Consider the following 19,449-nt stretch of genomic DNA (forward strand, 5'->3'; position numbering starts at 1 on the left):
CTGCGCTGCCGCCGGCGCAGGTCGGGACCTTGTCGGTCCCTGCGCTTACCCTGGTGACATGGCGTTTGCATCCGAGCACCCGGTGGTAGCACATTCCGAGTTCCGACCCATCGGCGAGATCGAGCGGTCGGAGGCGCGGTTCGAGGTCGTCAGCGATCACAAACCCGCCGGTGACCAGCCGGCGGCCATCGCGGAACTCGAGAAGCGGATCAACGCGGGCGAGAAGGATGTGGTCCTGCTCGGCGCCACCGGTACCGGCAAGTCCGCCACCACGGCGTGGCTCATCGAGAAAGTGCAGCGTCCCACGCTGGTCATGGCGCCCAACAAGACTCTCGCGGCGCAGCTCGCCAACGAACTGCGCGACATGCTGCCTCACAACGCAGTCGAGTACTTCGTGTCGTACTACGACTACTACCAGCCCGAGGCGTACATCGCTCAGACCGACACCTATATCGAGAAGGACTCGTCGGTCAACGACGACGTCGAGCGCCTTCGCCACTCGGCGACGTCGAGCCTGCTCTCCCGTCGAGACGTGGTGGTCGTGGCTTCGGTGTCGTGCATCTACGGCCTGGGCACTCCGCAGTCGTACCTCGACCGGTCGGTGCAACTCGAAGTAGGTGTCGAGGTTCCGCGCGACGCGCTCCTCCGGCTTCTCGTCGATGTTCAGTACACGCGTAACGACCTGGCGTTCACCCGCGGTTCCTTCCGGGTCCGGGGCGACACCGTCGAGATCATTCCGTCGTACGAGGAGTTGGCCGTCCGCATCGAATTCTTCGGTGACGAGATCGAAGCGCTGTACTACCTGCATCCGCTCACCGGCGACGTCGTCCGTCAGGTCGACTCCGTGCGCATCTTCCCGGCAACCCACTACGTGGCGGGTCCCGAACGGATGGAGCGGGCGGTCAAAGACATCGAAGCCGAACTCGAGGAACGCCTCGCCGACCTCGAGAACCGGGGAAAGTTGCTCGAGGCGCAACGGTTGCGGATGCGCACCCAGTACGACCTCGAAATGATCAAGCAGGTCGGATTCTGCTCCGGAATCGAGAACTACTCGCGGCACATCGACGGACGCGGCCCGGGTACCGCTCCCGCCACGCTCATCGACTATTTTCCCGAGGACTTCCTGCTCGTCATCGACGAGTCGCACGTCACCGTGCCGCAGATCGGAGCGATGTACGAGGGTGACATGTCCCGGAAACGGAATCTCGTCGAGTTCGGATTCCGGCTCCCTTCGGCCACCGACAACCGACCGCTTACGTGGGAAGAATTCACGCAGCGCATCGGGCAGACGGTGTACCTGTCGGCGACACCCGGCAAGTACGAGCTGGGCCAGGCCGGCGGTGAGTTCGTCGAGCAGGTGATCCGTCCCACCGGTCTGGTCGACCCGGAAGTGGTGGTGAAGCCCACCAAGGGGCAGATCGACGACCTCGTTCACGAGATCCGGGAGCGGGCCGACCGCGACGAGCGGGTGCTCGTCACGACACTGACGAAGAAGATGTCGGAAGACCTCACCGACTACCTACTCGAGCTCGGTATCCGGGTCCGGTACCTGCACTCGGACATCGACACGCTGCGTCGCGTCGAACTTCTCCGCCAGTTGCGGCTCGGTGAGTACGACGTGCTCGTCGGTATCAACCTTCTGCGTGAGGGACTCGACCTGCCGGAGGTGTCCTTGGTGGCGATCCTCGACGCCGACAAGGAGGGCTTCCTGCGCAGCTCGACGAGTCTGATTCAGACGATCGGTCGCGCAGCTCGTAACGTGTCCGGTCAGGTCCACATGTATGCCGACAAGATCACCGACTCGATGCAGCACGCCATCGAGGAGACCGAGCGGCGCCGCGAGAAGCAGATCGCCTACAACAAGAAGATGGGCGTCGATCCGCAGCCGCTGCGCAAGAAGATCGCAGACATCCTCGATCAGGTGTACGAGGAGGCCGAGGACACCGCTGCCGGCGTCGACGTGGGTGGTTCCGGACGCAACGCCTCGCGCGGTCGCCGGGCCCAGGGTGAAGCCGGCCGCGCGGTCAGTGCGGGCGTCTACGAAGGCCGCGACACCAAGTCGATGCCGAGGGCCGAGCTGGCCGACCTGGTCAAGCAGTTGACGGATCAGATGATGAACGCTGCACGCGACCTCCAATTCGAGCTTGCCGGACGGTTACGCGACGAGATCGCGGACTTGAAGAAGGAGTTGCGTGGGATGGACGCCGCGGGCCTGAAGTAGCCGAGGCAGTACCGTCTGACTCATGGATGCACAGAGCGCCGGTCGAGCCGCTCGATCGTTGGAGTTGCTTCATTCCCTGAGCTACTTCGTACCCGAGGTCGGGGAACGACTGGCCGAGGTGGGGTTGGAGCCGGGCCGGATGGGCTACTTCGCCGGTCGGGCGGCTCCCATGGGTGCGGTGAATGCAGGGGTCGTCACCGCCGCTTTCTTCAATTTCAGCCCCGACGCCGTCGCCGCGGTGATCCCGCGGGCGTGGGATCTGGCTGCGCCGCACGCCATTGTCGAGGCTCGCTACCGTGCGGTCGGTGAGGCGTATGTCCGCCTGCTGGGGGAGTCCGTCATCGCGTCACCGGAGATGGCGGAGGCGGCCGACCTGCTGTCGACCGCGGCGCGGGGCATCCCCGGGGTCGAAGGCAGGCCGCTCTACGCCGGTTACGCGGCGTTGGAGTGGCCGTCGGCGCCGCATCTCAGCTTCTGGCATGCCCTGACAGTGTTGCGCGAGTATCGCGGCGACGGGCATACCGCTGCGTTGCAGACCGCCGGTCTGAGCGGGCTCGAGGCGCTGATCACCCATACCGCGACAGGCCGCGGGTTCCAGAAAAAGTTCGCGCTGACCCGTCGCGGGTGGAGCGAGGAGCAGTGGAACGCCGCCTGCGACAGCCTTCGAGATCGGGAGTTGCTGGACGCTCGCGGTGAACTCACCGCGGACGGCAGCGACCTGCGCAATCTGATCGAGGACCTCACCGACGATATTGCGGTCACACCGTGGGCGGCGCTCGGTGAAGACGGGGTGGCACGCGTGGTCGAGCTCGCGACGCCGTGGCGCGACACCGTCGTGGCCGCCGGGGTATTCCCCGCAGGAGTGTTCGGTCCGAAGGTCCGCACCGCGAGCTGATTTCTCGTCGGGGGAGGTCACAGACGCGGACAGCGCGGCAATGTGACTGATCACGCAGGGGGGCGGTGCGTTGTGGCTTGTGCTGCAAATACCCCTATGTACGCACCGATACCGCTAGGGTCAGCGCAGTGGCCGCTGGGTCCGGACACGACGTGTGCGGGGCCCCGGCCAAGTGACCACCCCAGACATGGAGGAATGAATGAGCGCCTACCGGACCGTTGTCGTCGGAACCGATGGCTCCGAGTCGTCATTTCGGGCCGTCGAAAAGGCCGCTGCTATTGCGGGGGACGCCGGGGCCAAGCTGATCATCGCGTGTGCGTACTACCCGGCTGATCCCAAGGACGTCGGCCATGCGGCTGATGCGCTGGGCGACGAGGCCTACCAGATCACCGGTTCCGCGCCCACATACGAGATCCTGCGTACCGCGAAGGAGCGCGCCCACGCCACCGGGGCCAAGGATGTCGTGGAACGGGCAGTCGTGGGTGCGCCCGTCGAGTCCCTTCTCGCGTTGGTCGACGAGGTCGACGGCGGGCTTCTGGTGATCGGAAACCGCGGCCTCAACACCTTGACCGGACGACTGCTCGGCTCCGTTCCCTCGGACGCGGCCCGCAAGTCCACGTCCGACGTTCTGATCGTCCACACGGTCCGCTGAGCGGCGCCTGATCAGTCAGCAGTAATTCGCCTCGGCCGCATCGAGGAATACCCGCGCCACCTGCTCGGTGGTCAGGTGCGTATCCGATGCGGCCGAGGCGAACTGCGCCATCGGCGTCAAGTGCTCCATGATGGTCGCCTCATCGGTTCCCCAGGACAGCTGCCCGCAGACGCCGTTGGCGATGGCCATGACGGTGTCCGCTGGAATGGCGGGGAGTCCGGCATCGACCAATGTCTGCTGATACCGCAATCCACGGGCGTCGATGTTGCTGGACGCGGTTGTCGTCGCTGCCGCGCTTGCCGACGTGTCGTCGGCGGCAGTGGCCTGGGAACAGGCGCTGAACGCCACAGTTCCGAGGGCACAGGCGCACCCGATCAGCAAGCTCCGCCCGAACGACGTCACGACGGGTTCGCCGCCGTTGCGGGTGTCAGATCGGACAAGGCCGCGGGCAGGGGCCGCGCGTGGACAACCCCGAGACGCTGAGTGGCGCGGGTGAGCGCGACGTAGAGGTCGTTCATTCCCCGCGGCGACTCGTCGACGATGCTCTGCGGTTCGACGATCAGCACCGAGTCGAACTCCAAGCCCTTGGCATCCTTCACGGTCAGGACGCTCACCGAATCGGAGCGAAGATCTGCGAGGGCCGCCACGAGGCCGTGATCCCCGATCACGGCCGTGGTGCCCGGGCCGGTTTCCTCTGCCACACAAGCACGGACCGTGTCCGTCACATCCGACGTGGCCACGTTTCGGGACCACGGCACGAAGCCGGATTCCCGGACCGAGCGCGGTACCGTCTGCTCGGCGTCGATCTCGGCGAGCACCCGGCGCGCCGTTGTCATGATCTCTGCCGGGGTGCGGTAATTGACTGTCAGCTCCGTCAGCTTCCAGCGTTGGGCAACGTATGGTTCCAATATCCGCTGCCAAGAGGATGTTCCGGCGGGGTCACCTGTTTGGGCGGTGTCACCGACCAGGGTCATCCATCGATTCGGGATGCGACGCATCAGCATGCGCCAGGCCATCTCGGACAGCTCCTGTGCCTCGTCGACGATCACGTGTCCGTAGGTCCAGGTGCGGTCACCGGCCGCACGCTCGGCCGTCGTCTGGTGTGCTCCCACGTCGTGTCTCTCGGCGAGCTGGCTCGCGTCGATGAGGTCGTAGGCCATGAGGATTTCGGGATCCAACTCGTCTTCGAGATCCTGGGGCGCAGAACCGGTGAGAATGTCGAGTGCGCCCTGCGCATCGGCGATCTGAGCCCGCCACTGCCGCCGCGCCCGTTCCCGTTCGGCGGCGTCGTCCACTCCGAGGAGTTCGGCGAGTTCGTCCAGTAGCGGTGCGTCGGCGGCACTGAACCCTCCGGACTCGGTGCGGTGCAATGCGGCGCGTTGAACCTCGGTCAACTGGGGCGCGGCGTCGGCCAGTCGCTTCGGCGAGGCGAACAACTCTGCGAGGACCCGCTGCGGAGTCAGCTCCGGCCACAGTGCGCTGACCGCGCTCATGATGTCCGGGTCTTCACGCATCTCATCGCGCATGTCGGCGATGTCCTCCCGGCTGAGGAGGTTGCCGCCGTCGACGACGTTGGCGCCGAGCGTGTCGGCGAGTTGCTGGGCGAGGGCGTCGATCACCGCCGACACGAAGATCGGCCGGGCCAGGTTGTGGGGACGCCGCGACGACCGCGCCCGGCCACGGGCACGCGTGACCACCTTGCGATCCAACGTGATTCGGTAGGTGTCGAAGGTCAGCTCGATCGGCCGCGCCGGCACCTCCTGCCTGTCCCGGACCGCCTTCTTCAGCACATCGAGGATGTCGAGGGAGCCCTTGATCGTTCCGGCCTCGAGACTGTCCTCGCGCGTGGCACGGACACCGGGGTAGAGGTCGCCGATAGTGGAGAGCAGCACACCCGTCTCACCGAGCGACGGCAGGACCTGGCCGATGTAGTCGAGGAACGTGGCGTTCGGGCCGATGATGAGGACACCGGCTTTCGCGAGCTGCTGACGGTAGGTGTACAGAAGGTAGGCGGCACGATGTAGGGCCACAGCGGTCTTTCCCGTACCCGGACCGCCCTGCACCACCAGGACGCTCTTGTGCTCGGACCTGATGATGGCGTCCTGCTCACCCTGGATGGTCTCGACGATGTCGTTCATCTGCCCGGTGCGGGCAGCGTTCAATGCGGCCAGCAGGGCGCTCTCACCCGCGACACCGTCGGAACCGGTGACGGTCCCGGCGGCCTCCGCGGCCGCGAGATCCAAGTACTCGTCGTTGACCGCCGTCACTCGTCTGCTTCGCGTACGGATGTGGCGGCGTCGCGTCACACCATCGGGTGCGGCGGGGGTCGCGAGGTAGAAGGGGCGCGCCAGAGGCGCACGCCAATCGAGCAGCATGGTCTCGTAGTCGTTTTCCTCGTCCAGGATGCCGAGACGCCCGATGTAACGGTGCTCGCCGTCCAGATCGATCTTTCCGAAGCAGAGGCCGTTTTCGGCGGCGTCATACTTGGCGAGGTCCTCGGTGTAGAGCTGGTTGAACGATTCGCGCTCACTGCGTGCCTGGGGGGTACCGCCGGTCTCGAGCAGAACACGGCTCAACCGGGTGGCCGCATAGTCGCGAAGCCCGTCCAGTCGGTGGTAGAGCATCGTCACGTACTGCTGCTCGAGCTCGCGCTCGTCGTGTGACGTGTCCTGGTCGGGCAAGAGGTCTCCTTGACTGGTTCGGCTGCAGATCGCGCGGCTGCAAAAGTGCCTGGACAGTCTAGTCGGCCCCGGAGTGCTCCCGCCGATGTCGCAGGTCAGGGCATTCTCCGGGGCCGATCAGATGGTCTGCGGCGGGCGTCGACGCCGCAGCATGACGTCAGTGCGTCAGATCGATCTTCTTGGCGCGCGCCTTCTCCAACGCGAGCTCCGCCTTCTCGCGGGCGATTTCGGCCTGCTTACGAGCGATTTCCGCCTGCTTGCGGGCGGCCTTGCCCGCAACCTCGCTCCGTTCTGCGGCCACCGTTGCCAAGTCGGCACCCTTCTCCCGAGCGAGTTCGGCCAGGACAGGGCCGCGGTCCTTGGCGACATCCACCAACTCCGCGCCGCGGTCCTTGGCGACGTCGACCAACTCCGCGCCCCGGTCCTTGGCAACGTCCACCCACTCCGCGCCGCGGTCCGCCGCGACCCTCGCGATGGGCGTCACACGTTCCTTGGCGATCTCCAGCAGGCCGGAACCGCGCTCCGCGGCTTCACCGGAAAGCACCCTGGCCCGCTCCGCCGCCGCGGCCAGAGCTTCGGCGATCTCAGGTCCGTGATGATCGTCGCTCGATCCGAGTGGAAGCGCAGCCGCCACACTGGCCTGGGCTGCCCGTGCGGCGCGGCGCCCACGCCACCCCAGCGACGGCTTGCCTTCCGTGTCGACTGCGGCGATCAGCAGACCACCGAGCAAACTGACATTCTTGAGGAACTGGGTGCGCTGGGCAGCTTTCGCGGCGGGATCGGTCTCGTTCCAGAAGGCGTGGCCCGCCACCGTCGTGGGAATAAGGCTTCCGGCCAGCGCCAGGGACGCGAGACGAGGCGCCTTGCCCGTGGCCAGCAGAACACCACCGCCGATCTGCACGGCTGCGTTGATCTTGATCAGCGTCTCCGGGTCGGACGGGATCTTCTGCGTGACGGACTCAGGAAGCGTTTCGGTCGACTTGTCGATCAGCGGTCCTGCGGCCTGGGCCCTCGGTGCCGGATTTCGGAGTGCATCGATCCCTCCGCTGATGAACACGGCCGACAGCAGTGGGCGAGCGATACGACGGACAAGCATTCCTAGCCTCCCAATCATCGAGTTTCTCCCGTCTCACACTAACGAGAGTTCGAGGCAGCCGTCCCGAGTACGACAGTCTTGTACTTCCGACCGGCTGCCCCTTCCCCAGTACCCAGTCGGGCGGTTCACCAACCGCGGTCGCGCCACTCGCCGAGGTGCGGACGCTCGGTACCGAGGGTCGTGTCGTCGCCGTGACCGGGGTAGACGACGGTGTCGTCGGGATAGCGAGCGAACAACTTCTGCTCCACATCGTTCAGCAACGACGCGAACATATCCGCATCAGCGGTTTTGCCGACTCCGCCGGGGAAGAGTGAGTCGCCGGTGAACAGGTGAGTGCGTCCGTTGCCCGCCTCCGCGAACGCCAGTGCGATCGAACCGGGGGTGTGACCCGCGAGGTGGATCACGTCGAAGGTGACCTCACCGACGGTCAGGGTGTCGCCGTCGTCGAGGAGACGGTCGGGCCGGACCGGCAGTGCTTTCGCATCGAGGGGATGGGCGGCCGTGGGTACTCCGGTCGCGGCGGTGACCGCTTCGAGGGCGAGCCAGTGGTCACCGTGCTGGTGGGTCGTCACGATCAGTTCGAGGGAAGGTGCGTGTTCGCGGATCAACTGTTCGAGCCGTTCGGCCTCGTTGGCGGCGTCGATCAGGACTGATTTTCCGGTCGCGGAACAGACGACCAGGTACACGTTGTTGTCCATGGGGCCGACGGACATCTTCGTGATCGTGGCTCCGGGAACGGTCCGGCGTCGAGGCGCCGAGCCGGGGGAGACGTGGCCGGTATACGAGTCTTCTATCACCATGGGCTGCTCGGTCATGGTGGGGAGGCTACCGTCGAATACAGGCAGGTGAGTGGCAGGCGGCCATCCGTCCGGCAGAAACGTGTCGGTGGCCGCGCTTACCATGACACGGCTGGAGGACCCGACGAACGCGCAGCGTCCTCGGCCGTCGAACAATGAAGGGAATTGGAGTGGCGGATCGCCTTATCGTGCGGGGTGCCCGTGAGCACAATCTGCGAGGGGTCGATCTCGATCTACCCCGCGACAGCCTGATCGTGTTCACCGGCTTGTCGGGCTCAGGTAAGTCGAGCCTGGCGTTCGACACGATCTTCGCCGAGGGTCAGCGACGCTATGTCGAGTCGCTGTCGGCATACGCACGCCAGTTCCTCGGTCAGATGGACAAGCCGGACGTCGACTTCATCGAGGGCTTGTCGCCCGCGGTGTCCATCGACCAGAAGTCGACCAACCGGAACCCGCGTTCCACCGTGGGCACGATCACCGAAGTCTACGACTACCTTCGACTCCTCTACGCGCGGGCAGGCACGGCTCACTGCCCGGTGTGTGGTGAGCAGATCGCCCGGCAGACGCCGCAGCAGATCGTCGACCAGGTGCTCGACATGGAAGAGGGCATCCGCTTTCAGGTACTCGCTCCGGTGGTCCGCACCCGCAAAGGTGAGTTCGTCGACCTCTTCGATCAACTGAACGTCCAGGGTTATTCGCGTGTGCGGGTAGACGGCGTGGTGTATCCGCTCACCGATCCTCCGAAGCTGAAGAAGCAGGAGAAGCACGATATCGAGGTGGTCGTCGACCGTCTCACCGTCAAGGCCAGTTCCAAGCAGCGCCTCACGGATTCCGTCGAGACGGCACTGCGGCTCGCCGAAGGCATCGTGGTGCTCGACTTCGTCGATCGCGAAGAAAATGCCGCCGATCGTGAACGCCGTTTCTCGGAGAAGCTCGCATGCCCCAACGGCCATGCCCTGTCCATCGACGACCTCGAGCCGCGTTCCTTCTCGTTCAACTCCCCGTACGGTGCCTGCCCGGAATGCACCGGTCTCGGCATCCGCAAGGAAGTCGACCCCGACCTCGTCGTGCCGGACCCCGAGTTGTCTCTCGAGGACGGTGCCATCGCACCCTGGTCGATGGGGCAGAGTTCCGAGTACTTCGGACGGCTGTTGTCCGGCTTGGGAGACATCCTCGGCTTCGATATGAAGACGCCGTGGAACAAGCTTCCGGCGAAGGCGCGCCGAGCCATCCTCGAGGGTAGCGAGGAGCAGGTGCACGTCCGGTACAAGAACCGGTACGGGCGTACCCGTTCGTACTACGCCGAGTTCGAAGGGGTCATGCCCTTCCTGCACCGCCGACTCGACCAGACCGAGTCTGATCAGATGAAGGAGCGGTACGACGGCTATATGCGCGACACACCGTGTCCCGCGTGTGCAGGCGCACGCCTGCGTCCGGAAATTCTCTCCGTCACCATTGCGAGCGAGAAGTTCGGCAAGAAGTCGATCGCTGAAGTGTGTGAGCTGTCGATCTCCGATTGTGCCGATTTCCTCAACAGCCTCACATTGGGCAGTCGCGAGGAAGCAATTGCCGGTCAGGTGCTGAAGGAAGTTCAGGCCCGTCTCGGATTCCTCCTCGACGTCGGACTCGAATACCTGTCCCTCGCGCGGGCCGCAGGCACGCTGTCCGGTGGTGAAGCGCAGCGCATCCGGCTCGCCACGCAGATCGGCTCCGGCCTGGTGGGTGTGCTGTACGTGCTGGACGAGCCGTCCATCGGCCTGCATCAGCGCGACAACCGTCGACTCATCGAGACCCTTACGCGTCTGCGGGACCTCGGTAACACTCTCATCGTGGTCGAGCACGACGAGGACACCATCCGGACCTCGGACTGGGTCGTCGACATCGGCCCGCTCGCCGGTGAACACGGAGGCAAGGTCGTACACAGTGGCCCGTACGAGGAACTGCTCGAGTGCGAGGAGTCGCTGACCGGCGCCTACCTGTCGGGCCGCAGCCACATAGAGGTTCCGGCCATTCGGCGTCCCGTGGACCGCAAACGCCAGGTCACCGTCATCGGCGCGCGGGAACACAACCTCGGCGGTATCGATGTGAGCTTCCCGCTGGGTGTGCTCACGGCGGTCACCGGTGTCTCCGGCTCCGGCAAGTCGACACTCGTCAACGACATTCTTGCCACCGTCATGGCCAACAAACTCAACGGTGCGCGGCAGGTGCCCGGTCGTCACACCCGCATCAACGGGCTCGATCAGCTCGACAAGCTGGTGCAGGTGGACCAGTCGCCGATCGGACGCACACCGCGATCGAACGCGGCCACGTACACCGGCGTGTTCGACAAGATCCGCACTCTGTTCGCGTCCACGACCGAAGCGAAAGTGCGCGGATACCAGCCCGGCAGATTCTCGTTCAACGTCAAGGGCGGTCGGTGCGAGGCATGCTCCGGCGACGGCACCCTGAAGATCGAAATGAACTTCCTGCCCGACGTCTACGTTCCGTGCGAGGTGTGCCACGGCGCGCGGTACAACCGGGAGACCCTCGAAGTGCACTACAAGGGCAAGACCATCGCAGAGGTGCTCGACATGCCCATCGAGGAAGCCGCGGACTTCTTCCAGCCGATCACCTCGATCCACCGCTACTTGAAGACGCTGGTGGAGGTCGGCCTCGGGTATGTGCGCCTCGGTCAGCCGGCACCCACGTTGTCCGGGGGTGAGGCCCAGCGCGTGAAGCTCGCCGCGGAACTGCAGAAGCGGTCGACGGGGCGCACGGTGTACATCCTCGACGAGCCCACGACTGGTCTGCACTTCGAGGACATCCGCAAGCTGCTCGGGGTCGTCAACGGGTTGGTCGACAAGGGCAACACCGTCATCGTCATCGAGCACAACCTCGACGTGATCAAGACGTCCGACTGGGTGGTCGACATGGGACCGGAAGGTGGATCCGGCGGGGGAACAGTGGTGGCCCAGGGCACCCCGGAAGAGGTGGCTCAGGTCCCCGAGAGCTACACCGGGAAGTTCCTCGACAGCGTTCTCGCGGTGACACCTGCGCAGAAGAAGAAGCCGGCCAGAGCGGGCAAGTCGGCGAAAGCTGCTTCGGCGAAATCCCCGGCCTCGCCGAAGGCCGGTTCCGCGAAAGCCACCACTGCGGTGAAGTCGGTGACGTCGCGGAAGCGGGCACCGAAGAACACCGCGGCAGTGGGCTGACGTCGACTATCGAGCGGCGGCCGCGTCGATCTCCTCGGCGAGGTCGGCCGGCCGAGACCACATCGGCCAGTGGCCGGTGGGAAGGTCGACGTAGTCGACGTTCGTGATCCGGCCCAGTTCGGCGGCCATCGGGTGGCCCACGCCGGCGAGCTGCCGGATGGCCTCGGACGGGAAGCTGGTGCAGATCACTGTGGTGGGCACCTCCAGGCGGCGGCTGTTGCGCAGTGCGAACGGTGCCCTGGCGGGCCCTGCGGGTTCGGGCACGGCTCGACTGCGGAATGTCTCGAGCATGGCCTCGTCCAGTCCCTCCAGGCTGTTGCCCTCGGCTTCCAGCTCCGACCAGCCGGGCAGCGGAAACTCCGTGGCCGCCGGATCGAGGTCGTTCCGCAGGGCTGCGCCGTCCTGAAGAGGACCTGAGTCGACGTAGATGACTCGCGCCAGCGCGTCCGGAATGCGATCAGTCACGGCGTAGGCCACCGGCCCTGCACCGCTGTGGGCGACGAGGACTGCCCGCTCCGACGCTGGCGTGGCTGCGACCGCGCCGGCTACCGCGGAGATGTGATCATCGAGGCCTATGCGGCTGCGATCCGTATCGACCGAGTCGAGTCCTGGCAGTGTCACGGCCGTCACATGATGGCCGCGGTCCCGCAGGTCGGCCGCGACCGACTCCCAGGCCCACGCGCCGAGCCAGAAACCGGGAACAAGGACGATGTGCGCTTGCGTGGTAGCGGAAGTTGTCATCTGCCTCGCCACTCAGTACACCGGGCCGGTGTACTTCTCGCCGGGACCCTTGCCGGGTTCGTCGGGATGCGACGATGCCTCACGAAATGCGCGCTGCAGTGCCTGCAATCCCTCGCGGATGGGTCCGGCGTGCGGTCCGAGGTATTCGATCGAGGCAGTGACCAGGCCGGCGAGTGCGGTGATGACGCGCCGCGCCTCGTCGAGGTCGAGGTGCGGGCTGGACTCGGGGTCCGGATCCGACAGGCCGAGCTTTTCGGCCGCCGAACTCATCAGCATGACCGCCGCGCGGCTGATCACCTCGACTGCGGGCACTTCGGCCAGCTCACGCACTTCGGTATTCTGGTCCCCGTTGTCATTCAGGCCACCGCCGGTAAGGGCGTCGTCGGAGTTCTGCGTCATGCGGAAGAGCTTTCCATCTCGGCGTTCACCCGCAACGCGCCGGTGTCGATTAGCCGACGAGGTGCGCAAATGTTACCCTTGACCCAACGACCGCCTTCGGATTTTGTCGGGGGCAGCAAGTGGAGTCCGACTCCCACCTCTGCGCGGCAGTGAAACTGCAGTTCAGTGGTCCGGTCACCTGCTTCGAGGCGTGCCTCGATTCAGGTTCCTCACGCGAGGAGATGGTGGAGCGGCGCAAGCCGTGAGATTGTCTGATCGGTCGACATCGGGCCCCGCATGGTGAATTTTCACCGCAGCGGGGCTTTTTTGTTGGGAATCCGGGCGTACGGGCTGCTGGCGGTCTCGAGACCAGACCGTTCAACCTAGGAGGCCCCATCAGCACTGAGACCCGCATCAACGATCGCATCCGAGTTCCCGAGGTCCGCCTCGTCGGACCCGGAGGTGAACAGGTTGGCATCGTGCGTGTTGAAGATGCACTCCGCTTGGCCCTCGAGGCCGATCTCGACCTGGTCGAGGTGGCCCCCGACGCTCGCCCGCCGGTCTGCAAGATCATGGACTACGGCAAGTTCAAGTACGAGGCAGCGCAGAAGGCGCGTGAGTCGCGGAAGAACCAGCAGCTCACGGTCATCAAGGAGCAGAAGCTCCGTCCGAAGATCGACGATCACGACTACGAGACCAAGAAGCGGAATGTCGTTCGCTTCCTCGAAGCCGGGTCGAAGGTCAAGGTCACCATCATGTTCCGTGGACGTGAGCAGTCGCGGCCGGAACTCGGCTTCCGGTTGCTGCAGCGTCTCGGTGCAGACGTTGCCGATCTCGGGTTCGTCGAGACGTCCGCCAAGCAGGACGGCCGGAACATGACGATGGTGCTCGCTCCGCACAAGGGCGCGAAGACACGCGTCAAGGCACAGGAGAGCGCAGCGGCGCCTCCGGCTCAGCGTGCAGTTCCGGCGCCGGCCGAACAGGCGCCGTCGGAGCCGGCGGGCGGAAGTACGCCCGGCGAAGCGCCCACCAGCTAGTCCGACTCCACCAGCACGATCCGGATGTTCAGAGATCCGGAAACACAGAACTGAGGACTCCATGCCCAAGTCGAAGACCCACAGCGGCACCGCGAAGCGATTCAAGGTGTCCGGCACCGGAAAGATCCTGCGCCAGAAGGCCGGTCGCCGCCACTTGCTCGAGCACAAGCCCACCAAGGTGACTCGTCGCCTCGATGGCACGGCTGTCGTCAGCAAGGCTGACACCCCGCGCATCAAGCGCCTGCTCGACATCTGAGTCGACACCCCTTTTACTGACCACCCGGGGCAGCTAACCGCCCCAAGATTGACAGGATTTTTCAGTGGCACGCGTAAAGAGGGCGGTAAACGCCCAGAAGAAGCGTCGTTCGATTCTCGAAGCCTCCAGCGGCTACCGCGGACAGCGCTCACGTCTGTACCGCAAGGCCAAGGAACAGCAGCTCCACTCGCTGACCTACGCCTACCGTGACCGTCGTGCGCGCAAGGGCGACTTCCGCAAGCTGTGGATCACGCGTATCAACGCTGCTGCACGTGCGAACGACATCACGTACAACCGTCTGATCCAGGGTCTGCGTCTCGCGGAGATCGAGGTGGACCGCAAGAACCTGGCCGAGCTCGCCGTGTCGGACGCCGCTGCGTTCGCCGGTCTCGTGGCTCTCGCCAAGGCAGCGCTCCCGGCTGATGTGAACGCTCCGGCCGGAGAAGCAGCCTGAGTCTCGCACCCCGCAGTTCAGCAGACCGGAAACGACCCGTGGACCCGCTCACCGAGCGCACCCCGCGGGTCGTTTCTGCTGTGAAGCTCCTGCGCACGGCGGAACGGCGCAAGGCAGGGCGGTTCCTCGTGGAGGGGGAGAACGCGGTGGGGGAGGCGCTGGGTACCCGCGCCGTGCACGATCTCTTCTACACCGAGGGCGCGCTGCAGCGGTACGCCGAGTTGATCGGCCGGGCCGAAACCATCGGAGTTCGGACGTCGCTGGTGACGGACCGGGCGGTGCGTGGTCTCAGCGACACGGTCACTCCACCCGGACTGGTCGCCGTCTGTGACCTCCTCGACGTTCCGCTGCCGGAGGCGGTGGGTCCGGGGACGCGGCTACTTGCGGTCCCGGTCGCGGTGGCAGAACCGGGCAATGCAGGGACAGTTATCCGGGTAGCCGATGCGGTGGGTGCAGACGCTGCCATTCTGGCGGGCGACAGCGTCGACCCGCACAACGGGAAGTGCGTTCGCGCGTCCGCGGGCAGCTTGTTCCATCTTCCGCTGGTGCGTGAGCGGAATACGGCTCTTGTCCTGGACGCGATCAGCGCGGCAGGCATCCAATTGCTTGCCACCGCGGCGGACGGTGAAGTAGACCTCGACGACGCCGACGACCTGTTGTCGCGCCCGACGGCGTGGTTGTTCGGGAACGAGGCCCACGGCCTCGACGTGAACGTGGCGGCGAGGGCGGATCACCGGGTGCGCATCCCGATCCACGGCCGTGCCGAGAGCCTGAACCTGGCGACCGCGGCAGCAATCTGCCTGTACTCGAGTGCGCGGGTCCAGAACCGCACGCGAACCGACAGCTGAAACCGAAAATTTCGATCGCATAGGATTCTCCCGAGGAGCCGTTTCGGCTCGTCGAGAGTCTGCCGAGAAGAACTGAAGGAGTGGCACCGGTCGTGGCTAAAAAAGAGGGCGCTGCGTCACCCGAGGTCGATGCGAGTGCGCTCACCGAAGAGGCCTTGACTGCGGCAGTGGAAAACGCCGAGAAGGCATTCTCCGCCGCTGCGAACCTGGACGACCTCGCCAAGGCGAAAGTCGACCACATGGGTGACAAGTCGCCCATCGCCCTCGCTCGCCGTGGACTCGGAGCCCTTCCGGGCAAGGAGAAGGCCGACGCAGGGAAGCGCGTCAACGTCGCCCGCACCCGGATCAGCGTGGCCTTCGACGATCGGCGCGCCGTGCTGCTGGCCGAACGTGATGCCGCAGTGCTCGTCGCCGAGGCCATCGACGTCACGCTGCCGTCGCAGCGTCAGCCGGTAGGGGCCCGGCACCCGATCAGCATCATCTCCGAACAGGTCGCGGACGTGTTCGTGGGTATGGGCTGGGAGGTCGCCGAAGGCCCGGAAGTAGAAACCGAGCACTTCAACTTCGACGCGCTCAACTTCCTTCCCGACCACCCCGCGCGGACGATGCAGGACACGTTCCACATCGCCCCGGAGGGGTCGCGTCAGGTACTGCGCACGCATACGTCGCCGGTTCAGGTGCGCACGATGCTCTCCCGGGAACTTCCCATCTATGTGGTGTGCCCCGGACGCACCTTCCGCACCGACGAACTCGACGCCACACACACCCCTGTCTTCAATCAGGTAGAGGGCCTCGCCGTCGACAAGGGCCTCACTATGGCCCACTTGCGGGGCACGCTCGACGCCTTCGCCCGGGCGCTGTTCGGCTCGGACACCCGAACCCGGATGCGTCCCAACTACTTCCCTTTCACGGAACCCTCCGCGGAGGTGGACGTCTGGTTTCCGAACAAGAAGGGCGGCGCCGGTTGGGTCGAGTGGGGTGGCTGCGGGATGGTCAACCCGAACGTGTTGCGTGCCTGCGGGATCGACCCCGACGTGTACAGCGGGTTCGCGTTCGGTATGGGTCTCGAACGCACGCTGCAGTTCCGGAACGGCATCCCGGACATGCGCGACATCGTCGAGGGTGACGTGCGGTTCACGCTGCCCTTCGGCGTCCAGGGCTGAGCGCGATCGCGCCGCATCCGTCCACAGTCACGACATTTCACGAACGAGAGAGCTGAGTAGACGTGCGAGTAGCGCAATCCTGGCTGACCGAGATTCTGCAGCGTGCCACCCCGGGGTGGGGCGTCACCGCGGAGGAGTTGGACGCGGGCTTCGTCCGCGTCGGTCTCGAGGTGGAGGAGGTCGATCGCCTCGAGGCCGTCGACGGCCCGCTCGTCGTCGGCAAGGTTGTCGAGATCACCGAGCTCACCGAGTTCAAGAAGCCCATCCGCTTCTGCAAAGTCGACGTCGGTCGGCCGGAACCGCAGGGCATCGTGTGCGGTGCCCGTAACTTCGCGGAGGGCGATCTGGTGATCGTCGCACTTCCGGGCGCAGTGCTTCCAGGCGGCTTCGCGATTGCGTCCCGCAAGACGTACGGCCAGGTATCCGACGGAATGATCTGCTCGGTGGCCGAACTCGGCATCGGCAAGGACCACTCGGGAATTCTGGTACTCGAGCCGGGGGCCGCGGCTCCGGGTACCGACGCGAATGCTCTGCTGGGTCTGGACGACACCATCATCGAGCTGAACATCACGCCGGACCGTGGTTACTGCTTCTCGGTGCGCGGGCTGACCCGTGAACTCGCGTGTGGGTTCGATCTCGAGTACCTCGACCCTGCGGTGGTGCCTGCACATCCCGCCGAGGGCGAGGCATGGCCCGTGCGCGTCGACCCCGACACGCAGGCCACCCGGTTTGCCGCACGGCGGGTCACGGGTATCGATCCGGCGGCAGCCAGCCCGTGGTGGCTGCAGCGGCGCCTGCTGCTGTCGGGGGTCCGGCCTATTTCGCCGGCCGTCGACGTCACCAACTACGTGTTACTCGAGTTGGGTCAGCCACTGCATGCGTTCGATGCCGCAAAGATCAGCGGCGACCTCGTGGTGCGCCGAGCGGTGGACGGCGAGAAATTGACCACCCTGGACGAGGTCGAGCGGGTCCTCGACCCCGAGGACGTCGTGATCGCCGACGACTCCGGCGTCATCTCGCTCGCCGGTGTCATGGGTGGAGCGACCACCGAGGTCAACTCCGCGAGCACCGACATCCTCCTCGAAGCGGCCACCTGGAATCCGCTTGCGGTGTTCAAGACGGCACGCCGGCACAAGTTGTCCAGCGAGGCGAGCAAGAGATTCGAGCGCGTGGTCGACCCTCGGATCCCTGTGGCCGCCCTCGACCGCGCGGCGTCGTTACTGGTCGAGATCGCCGGCGGACGTATCGAGCCGGTCCTCACCGATGTCGGTGGGGTCACCGGCACAGCGCCGATCCGGATGGACATCGACCTGCCGGACCGCGTCGCCGGGGTGGCCTACCCGAACGGCACGGCGGCACGCCGGCTGACGCAGATCGGTTGCGACGTCGAAGTCGGCGTCAGCGACGGTGGGCACGGGCAGCTGGTGGCCACCCCACCGTCGTGGCGGCCCGACCTCGTCCAGCCCGCCGACCTCGTCGAGGAGGTACTGCGTCTCGAGGGGCTCGAGCAGATCCCGTCGGTGCTTCCCGCGGCGCCTGCCGGCCGCGGATTGACACCCGCCCAGCGTCGCAAGCGCGCCGTCGGCCGGGCGCTCGCCTTTTCCGGATACGTCGAGGTGCTTCCGCCGGTATTCCTTCCCGCTGCCGTCTTCGACTCGTGGGGACTGGACCCGGAAGATCCGCGCCGAAACACCGTCATGGTGCTCAACCCGCTCGAATCGGACCGCCCGGAGTTGGCGACGACCCTGTTGCCCGGGCTCCTCGAGGTTCTTGCTCGCAACGTCTCCCGCGGCCAGCGCGACCTGTCGCTTTTCGGCATCGCGCAGGTCGTGTTGCCCGGTCCCGACACGAAGCCGGTCGGTGTTCTCCCGGTCGATCGCCGGCCGACGGACGACGAGATCGCCGAGTTGCTGCAGTCGCTGCCGGCGCAGCCAGTACACGTCGGCGCCGTGCTCACCGGGATGCGCGAACCGAGCGGACCCTGGGGTCCGGGTCGCCCCGCCGAAGCGAGTGATGCATTCGCTGCCGCTCGCGCAGTTGCGTCCGCAGCAGGAGTCGAACTCGAGTTCCGCGCGACGCAGTATCTGCCGTGGCACCCGGGACGCGGCGCGGAGTTGTTGCTCGACGGGGTCGTCGTCGGGCATGCCGGTGAGCTTCACCCCGCTGTCCTCGAGCGGGCAGGGTTGCCGCCGCGCACGGGCGCTGTCGAAATCGACCTCGACGCCCTTCCACTCGTGGAGAATCTCCCCGCCCCGAAGGTGTCGCCCTTCCCTGCTGTGCTGCAGGACGTCGCGGTCGTCGTCGATGTCACCGTGCCCGCGGCCACCGTGCAAGAGGCTCTGCGCTCGGGTGGCGGTGAACTTCTCGAGGATATCCGTCTCTTCGACGTCTTCGAGGGGGACCAGGTCGGGCCCGGACGGAAGTCGCTCGCCTTCGCGCTCCGGTTCCGCGGAGCGGACCGCACACTGACCGAGGACGAGGCGAGTGCGGCCCGCGACGCTGCGGTCGCGGCCGCCGCAGCCTCGGTGGGTGCCGAATTGCGCAGCTGACCCGTAGCCTGGGAACCACAGCGGGGGCGTGAGGAGCGGGACAGATGGCCGAAGTGCGCGACGTCGTAGCGGCGGCGAGTGAGCTGACCGACGCCGAGTTCCTCGCGGTGGTGCGGGCAGTCGCTGCCGGTCGCCCCGGCCTCGGGGCACTCCTCGCCGCCGTCGACGTCGGAAGCGCGGTCCCGACGGAAGACCCCGTCACCGCGGAGATCGTCCCGGACACCACTCCGCGGTTGCCCGAGCCCGACTACACCGCGGGGGGCGTCCCGACGTTCGATCGTGTGCGGGATCGGATCGAGGAGCGGGTCGGTACGGCGATCGGGTCGGAGGAGTTAGCGCACGAAAGCCCGTCCGGCCGATCGGTGGACGAACAGTGGGAAGCGCGGAAGAAAGCCGGCAAGGCCAAACTGGATGAGATCAGGCGGTCACTCGGCAAGCAGTGACCGATCACGGCTCGGGGTCACCCAGACGTGAATTAGCTTGCATGATG

At 66.0% G+C, this 19,449-nt stretch carries 17 protein-coding genes; 11 read left to right on the forward strand and 6 right to left on the reverse strand.

The window, feature by feature from the left end:
• Window positions 1–58: 58 nt before the first annotated feature.
• From uvrB to CBI38_RS13090, 3 genes are all read left to right on the forward strand, one after another.
• On the forward strand, window positions 59–2,221 hold the full coding sequence (gene uvrB, locus CBI38_RS13080; RefSeq protein ID WP_109329415.1) for an excinuclease ABC subunit UvrB: 2,163 nt from the start codon (window positions 59–61) through the stop codon (window positions 2,219–2,221).
• A 22-nt stretch (window positions 2,222–2,243) separates the two neighbouring features.
• The gene (locus tag CBI38_RS13085; protein ID WP_109329416.1) at window positions 2,244–3,116 is read left to right on the forward strand and encodes an SCO6745 family protein; all 873 of its coding nucleotides are present in this window, start codon (window positions 2,244–2,246) and stop codon (window positions 3,114–3,116) included.
• A gap of 199 nt (window positions 3,117–3,315) precedes the next feature.
• Window positions 3,316–3,768: a universal stress protein gene (locus CBI38_RS13090; RefSeq protein ID WP_109329417.1), complete on the forward strand. Its 453-nt coding sequence runs from the start codon at window positions 3,316–3,318 to the stop codon at window positions 3,766–3,768.
• A gap of 15 nt (window positions 3,769–3,783) precedes the next feature.
• Here CBI38_RS13090 and CBI38_RS13095 read toward each other — a convergent pair whose 3' ends face one another.
• The 4 genes from CBI38_RS13095 to CBI38_RS13110 form a co-directional block, all read right to left on the reverse strand.
• Complete coding sequence (locus CBI38_RS13095) at window positions 3,784–4,170, reverse strand: DUF732 domain-containing protein (RefSeq protein WP_109329418.1); 387 nt, start codon at window positions 4,168–4,170, stop codon at window positions 3,784–3,786.
• A complete protein-coding gene (locus CBI38_RS13100) occupies window positions 4,167–6,449 on the reverse strand; it encodes a HelD family protein (protein ID WP_109329419.1) in 2,283 nt (760 codons plus the stop codon). Before CBI38_RS13100 ends, CBI38_RS13095 begins: the two co-directional genes overlap by 4 nt.
• Window positions 6,450–6,606: 157 nt before the next feature.
• Entirely contained in the window at window positions 6,607–7,545 is a 939-nt protein-coding gene (locus CBI38_RS13105) for a DoxX family protein (RefSeq protein WP_109329420.1), read from the reverse strand.
• Window positions 7,546–7,670: 125 nt separating this feature from the next.
• Complete coding sequence (locus CBI38_RS13110; protein ID WP_109335052.1) at window positions 7,671–8,360, reverse strand: MBL fold metallo-hydrolase; 690 nt, start codon at window positions 8,358–8,360, stop codon at window positions 7,671–7,673.
• 152 nt (window positions 8,361–8,512) lie between these two features.
• On the opposite strand from CBI38_RS13110, the gene uvrA reads away from it, so the two are divergent.
• Window positions 8,513–11,533: an excinuclease ABC subunit UvrA gene (gene uvrA / locus CBI38_RS13115; RefSeq protein ID WP_201453567.1), complete on the forward strand. Its 3,021-nt coding sequence runs from the start codon at window positions 8,513–8,515 to the stop codon at window positions 11,531–11,533.
• 6 nt (window positions 11,534–11,539) lie between these two features.
• Here uvrA and CBI38_RS13120 read toward each other — a convergent pair whose 3' ends face one another.
• Both CBI38_RS13120 and CBI38_RS13125 read right to left on the reverse strand, forming a co-directional pair.
• Entirely contained in the window at window positions 11,540–12,274 is a 735-nt protein-coding gene (locus CBI38_RS13120; protein WP_109329422.1) for an alpha/beta fold hydrolase, read from the reverse strand.
• A gap of 12 nt (window positions 12,275–12,286) precedes the next feature.
• Window positions 12,287–12,673: a DUF1844 domain-containing protein gene (locus CBI38_RS13125; protein ID WP_230990166.1), complete on the reverse strand. Its 387-nt coding sequence runs from the start codon at window positions 12,671–12,673 to the stop codon at window positions 12,287–12,289.
• Window positions 12,674–13,047: 374 nt separating this feature from the next.
• Here CBI38_RS13125 and infC point away from each other — a divergent pair, with 374 nt between their 5' ends.
• From infC to CBI38_RS13160, 7 genes are all read left to right on the forward strand, one after another.
• A complete protein-coding gene (infC, locus tag CBI38_RS13130) occupies window positions 13,048–13,689 on the forward strand; it encodes a translation initiation factor IF-3 (RefSeq protein ID WP_109329423.1) in 642 nt (213 codons plus the stop codon).
• Window positions 13,690–13,750: 61 nt separating this feature from the next.
• Entirely contained in the window at window positions 13,751–13,945 is a 195-nt protein-coding gene (rpmI, locus tag CBI38_RS13135) for a 50S ribosomal protein L35 (RefSeq protein ID WP_109329424.1), read from the forward strand.
• Between the two features lie 64 nt (window positions 13,946–14,009).
• The gene (rplT, locus tag CBI38_RS13140) at window positions 14,010–14,399 is read left to right on the forward strand and encodes a 50S ribosomal protein L20 (protein WP_005247385.1); all 390 of its coding nucleotides are present in this window, start codon (window positions 14,010–14,012) and stop codon (window positions 14,397–14,399) included.
• Window positions 14,400–14,437: 38 nt separating this feature from the next.
• The gene (locus CBI38_RS13145; RefSeq protein WP_109329425.1) at window positions 14,438–15,247 is read left to right on the forward strand and encodes a TrmH family RNA methyltransferase; all 810 of its coding nucleotides are present in this window, start codon (window positions 14,438–14,440) and stop codon (window positions 15,245–15,247) included.
• Window positions 15,248–15,339: 92 nt separating this feature from the next.
• Complete coding sequence (pheS, locus tag CBI38_RS13150) at window positions 15,340–16,410, forward strand: phenylalanine--tRNA ligase subunit alpha (protein WP_109335054.1); 1,071 nt, start codon at window positions 15,340–15,342, stop codon at window positions 16,408–16,410.
• Window positions 16,411–16,472: 62 nt separating this feature from the next.
• Window positions 16,473–18,959: a phenylalanine--tRNA ligase subunit beta gene (gene pheT / locus CBI38_RS13155; RefSeq protein ID WP_109329426.1), complete on the forward strand. Its 2,487-nt coding sequence runs from the start codon at window positions 16,473–16,475 to the stop codon at window positions 18,957–18,959.
• A gap of 44 nt (window positions 18,960–19,003) precedes the next feature.
• Window positions 19,004–19,402: a hypothetical protein gene (locus tag CBI38_RS13160; RefSeq protein WP_109329427.1), complete on the forward strand. Its 399-nt coding sequence runs from the start codon at window positions 19,004–19,006 to the stop codon at window positions 19,400–19,402.
• The last annotated feature ends 47 nt before the right edge of the window (window positions 19,403–19,449 follow it).

This window comes from Rhodococcus oxybenzonivorans, from assembly GCF_003130705.1.
GTDB classification, from domain to species: domain Bacteria; phylum Actinomycetota; class Actinomycetes; order Mycobacteriales; family Mycobacteriaceae; genus Rhodococcus_F; species Rhodococcus_F oxybenzonivorans.

Excerpts from the sequence above, each read along its gene's own strand:
- CBI38_RS13120 (WP_109329422.1), bottom strand. The coding sequence starts at position 12,274 with ATGACAACTTCCGCTACCACGCAAGCGCACATCGTCCTTGTTCCCGGT.
- uvrB (WP_109329415.1), top strand. The coding sequence starts at position 59 with ATGGCGTTTGCATCCGAGCACCCGGTGGTAGCACATTCCGAGTTCCGA.
- CBI38_RS13085 (WP_109329416.1), top strand. The coding sequence starts at position 2,244 with ATGGATGCACAGAGCGCCGGTCGAGCCGCTCGATCGTTGGAGTTGCTT.
- CBI38_RS13160 (WP_109329427.1), top strand. The coding sequence starts at position 19,004 with ATGGCCGAAGTGCGCGACGTCGTAGCGGCGGCGAGTGAGCTGACCGAC.
- rpmI (WP_109329424.1), top strand. The coding sequence starts at position 13,751 with ATGCCCAAGTCGAAGACCCACAGCGGCACCGCGAAGCGATTCAAGGTG.
- CBI38_RS13110 (WP_109335052.1), bottom strand. The coding sequence starts at position 8,360 with ATGACCGAGCAGCCCATGGTGATAGAAGACTCGTATACCGGCCACGTC.
- CBI38_RS13090 (WP_109329417.1), top strand. The coding sequence starts at position 3,316 with ATGAGCGCCTACCGGACCGTTGTCGTCGGAACCGATGGCTCCGAGTCG.
- CBI38_RS13105 (WP_109329420.1), bottom strand. The coding sequence starts at position 7,545 with ATGCTTGTCCGTCGTATCGCTCGCCCACTGCTGTCGGCCGTGTTCATC.
- CBI38_RS13125 (WP_230990166.1), bottom strand. The coding sequence starts at position 12,673 with ATGACGCAGAACTCCGACGACGCCCTTACCGGCGGTGGCCTGAATGAC.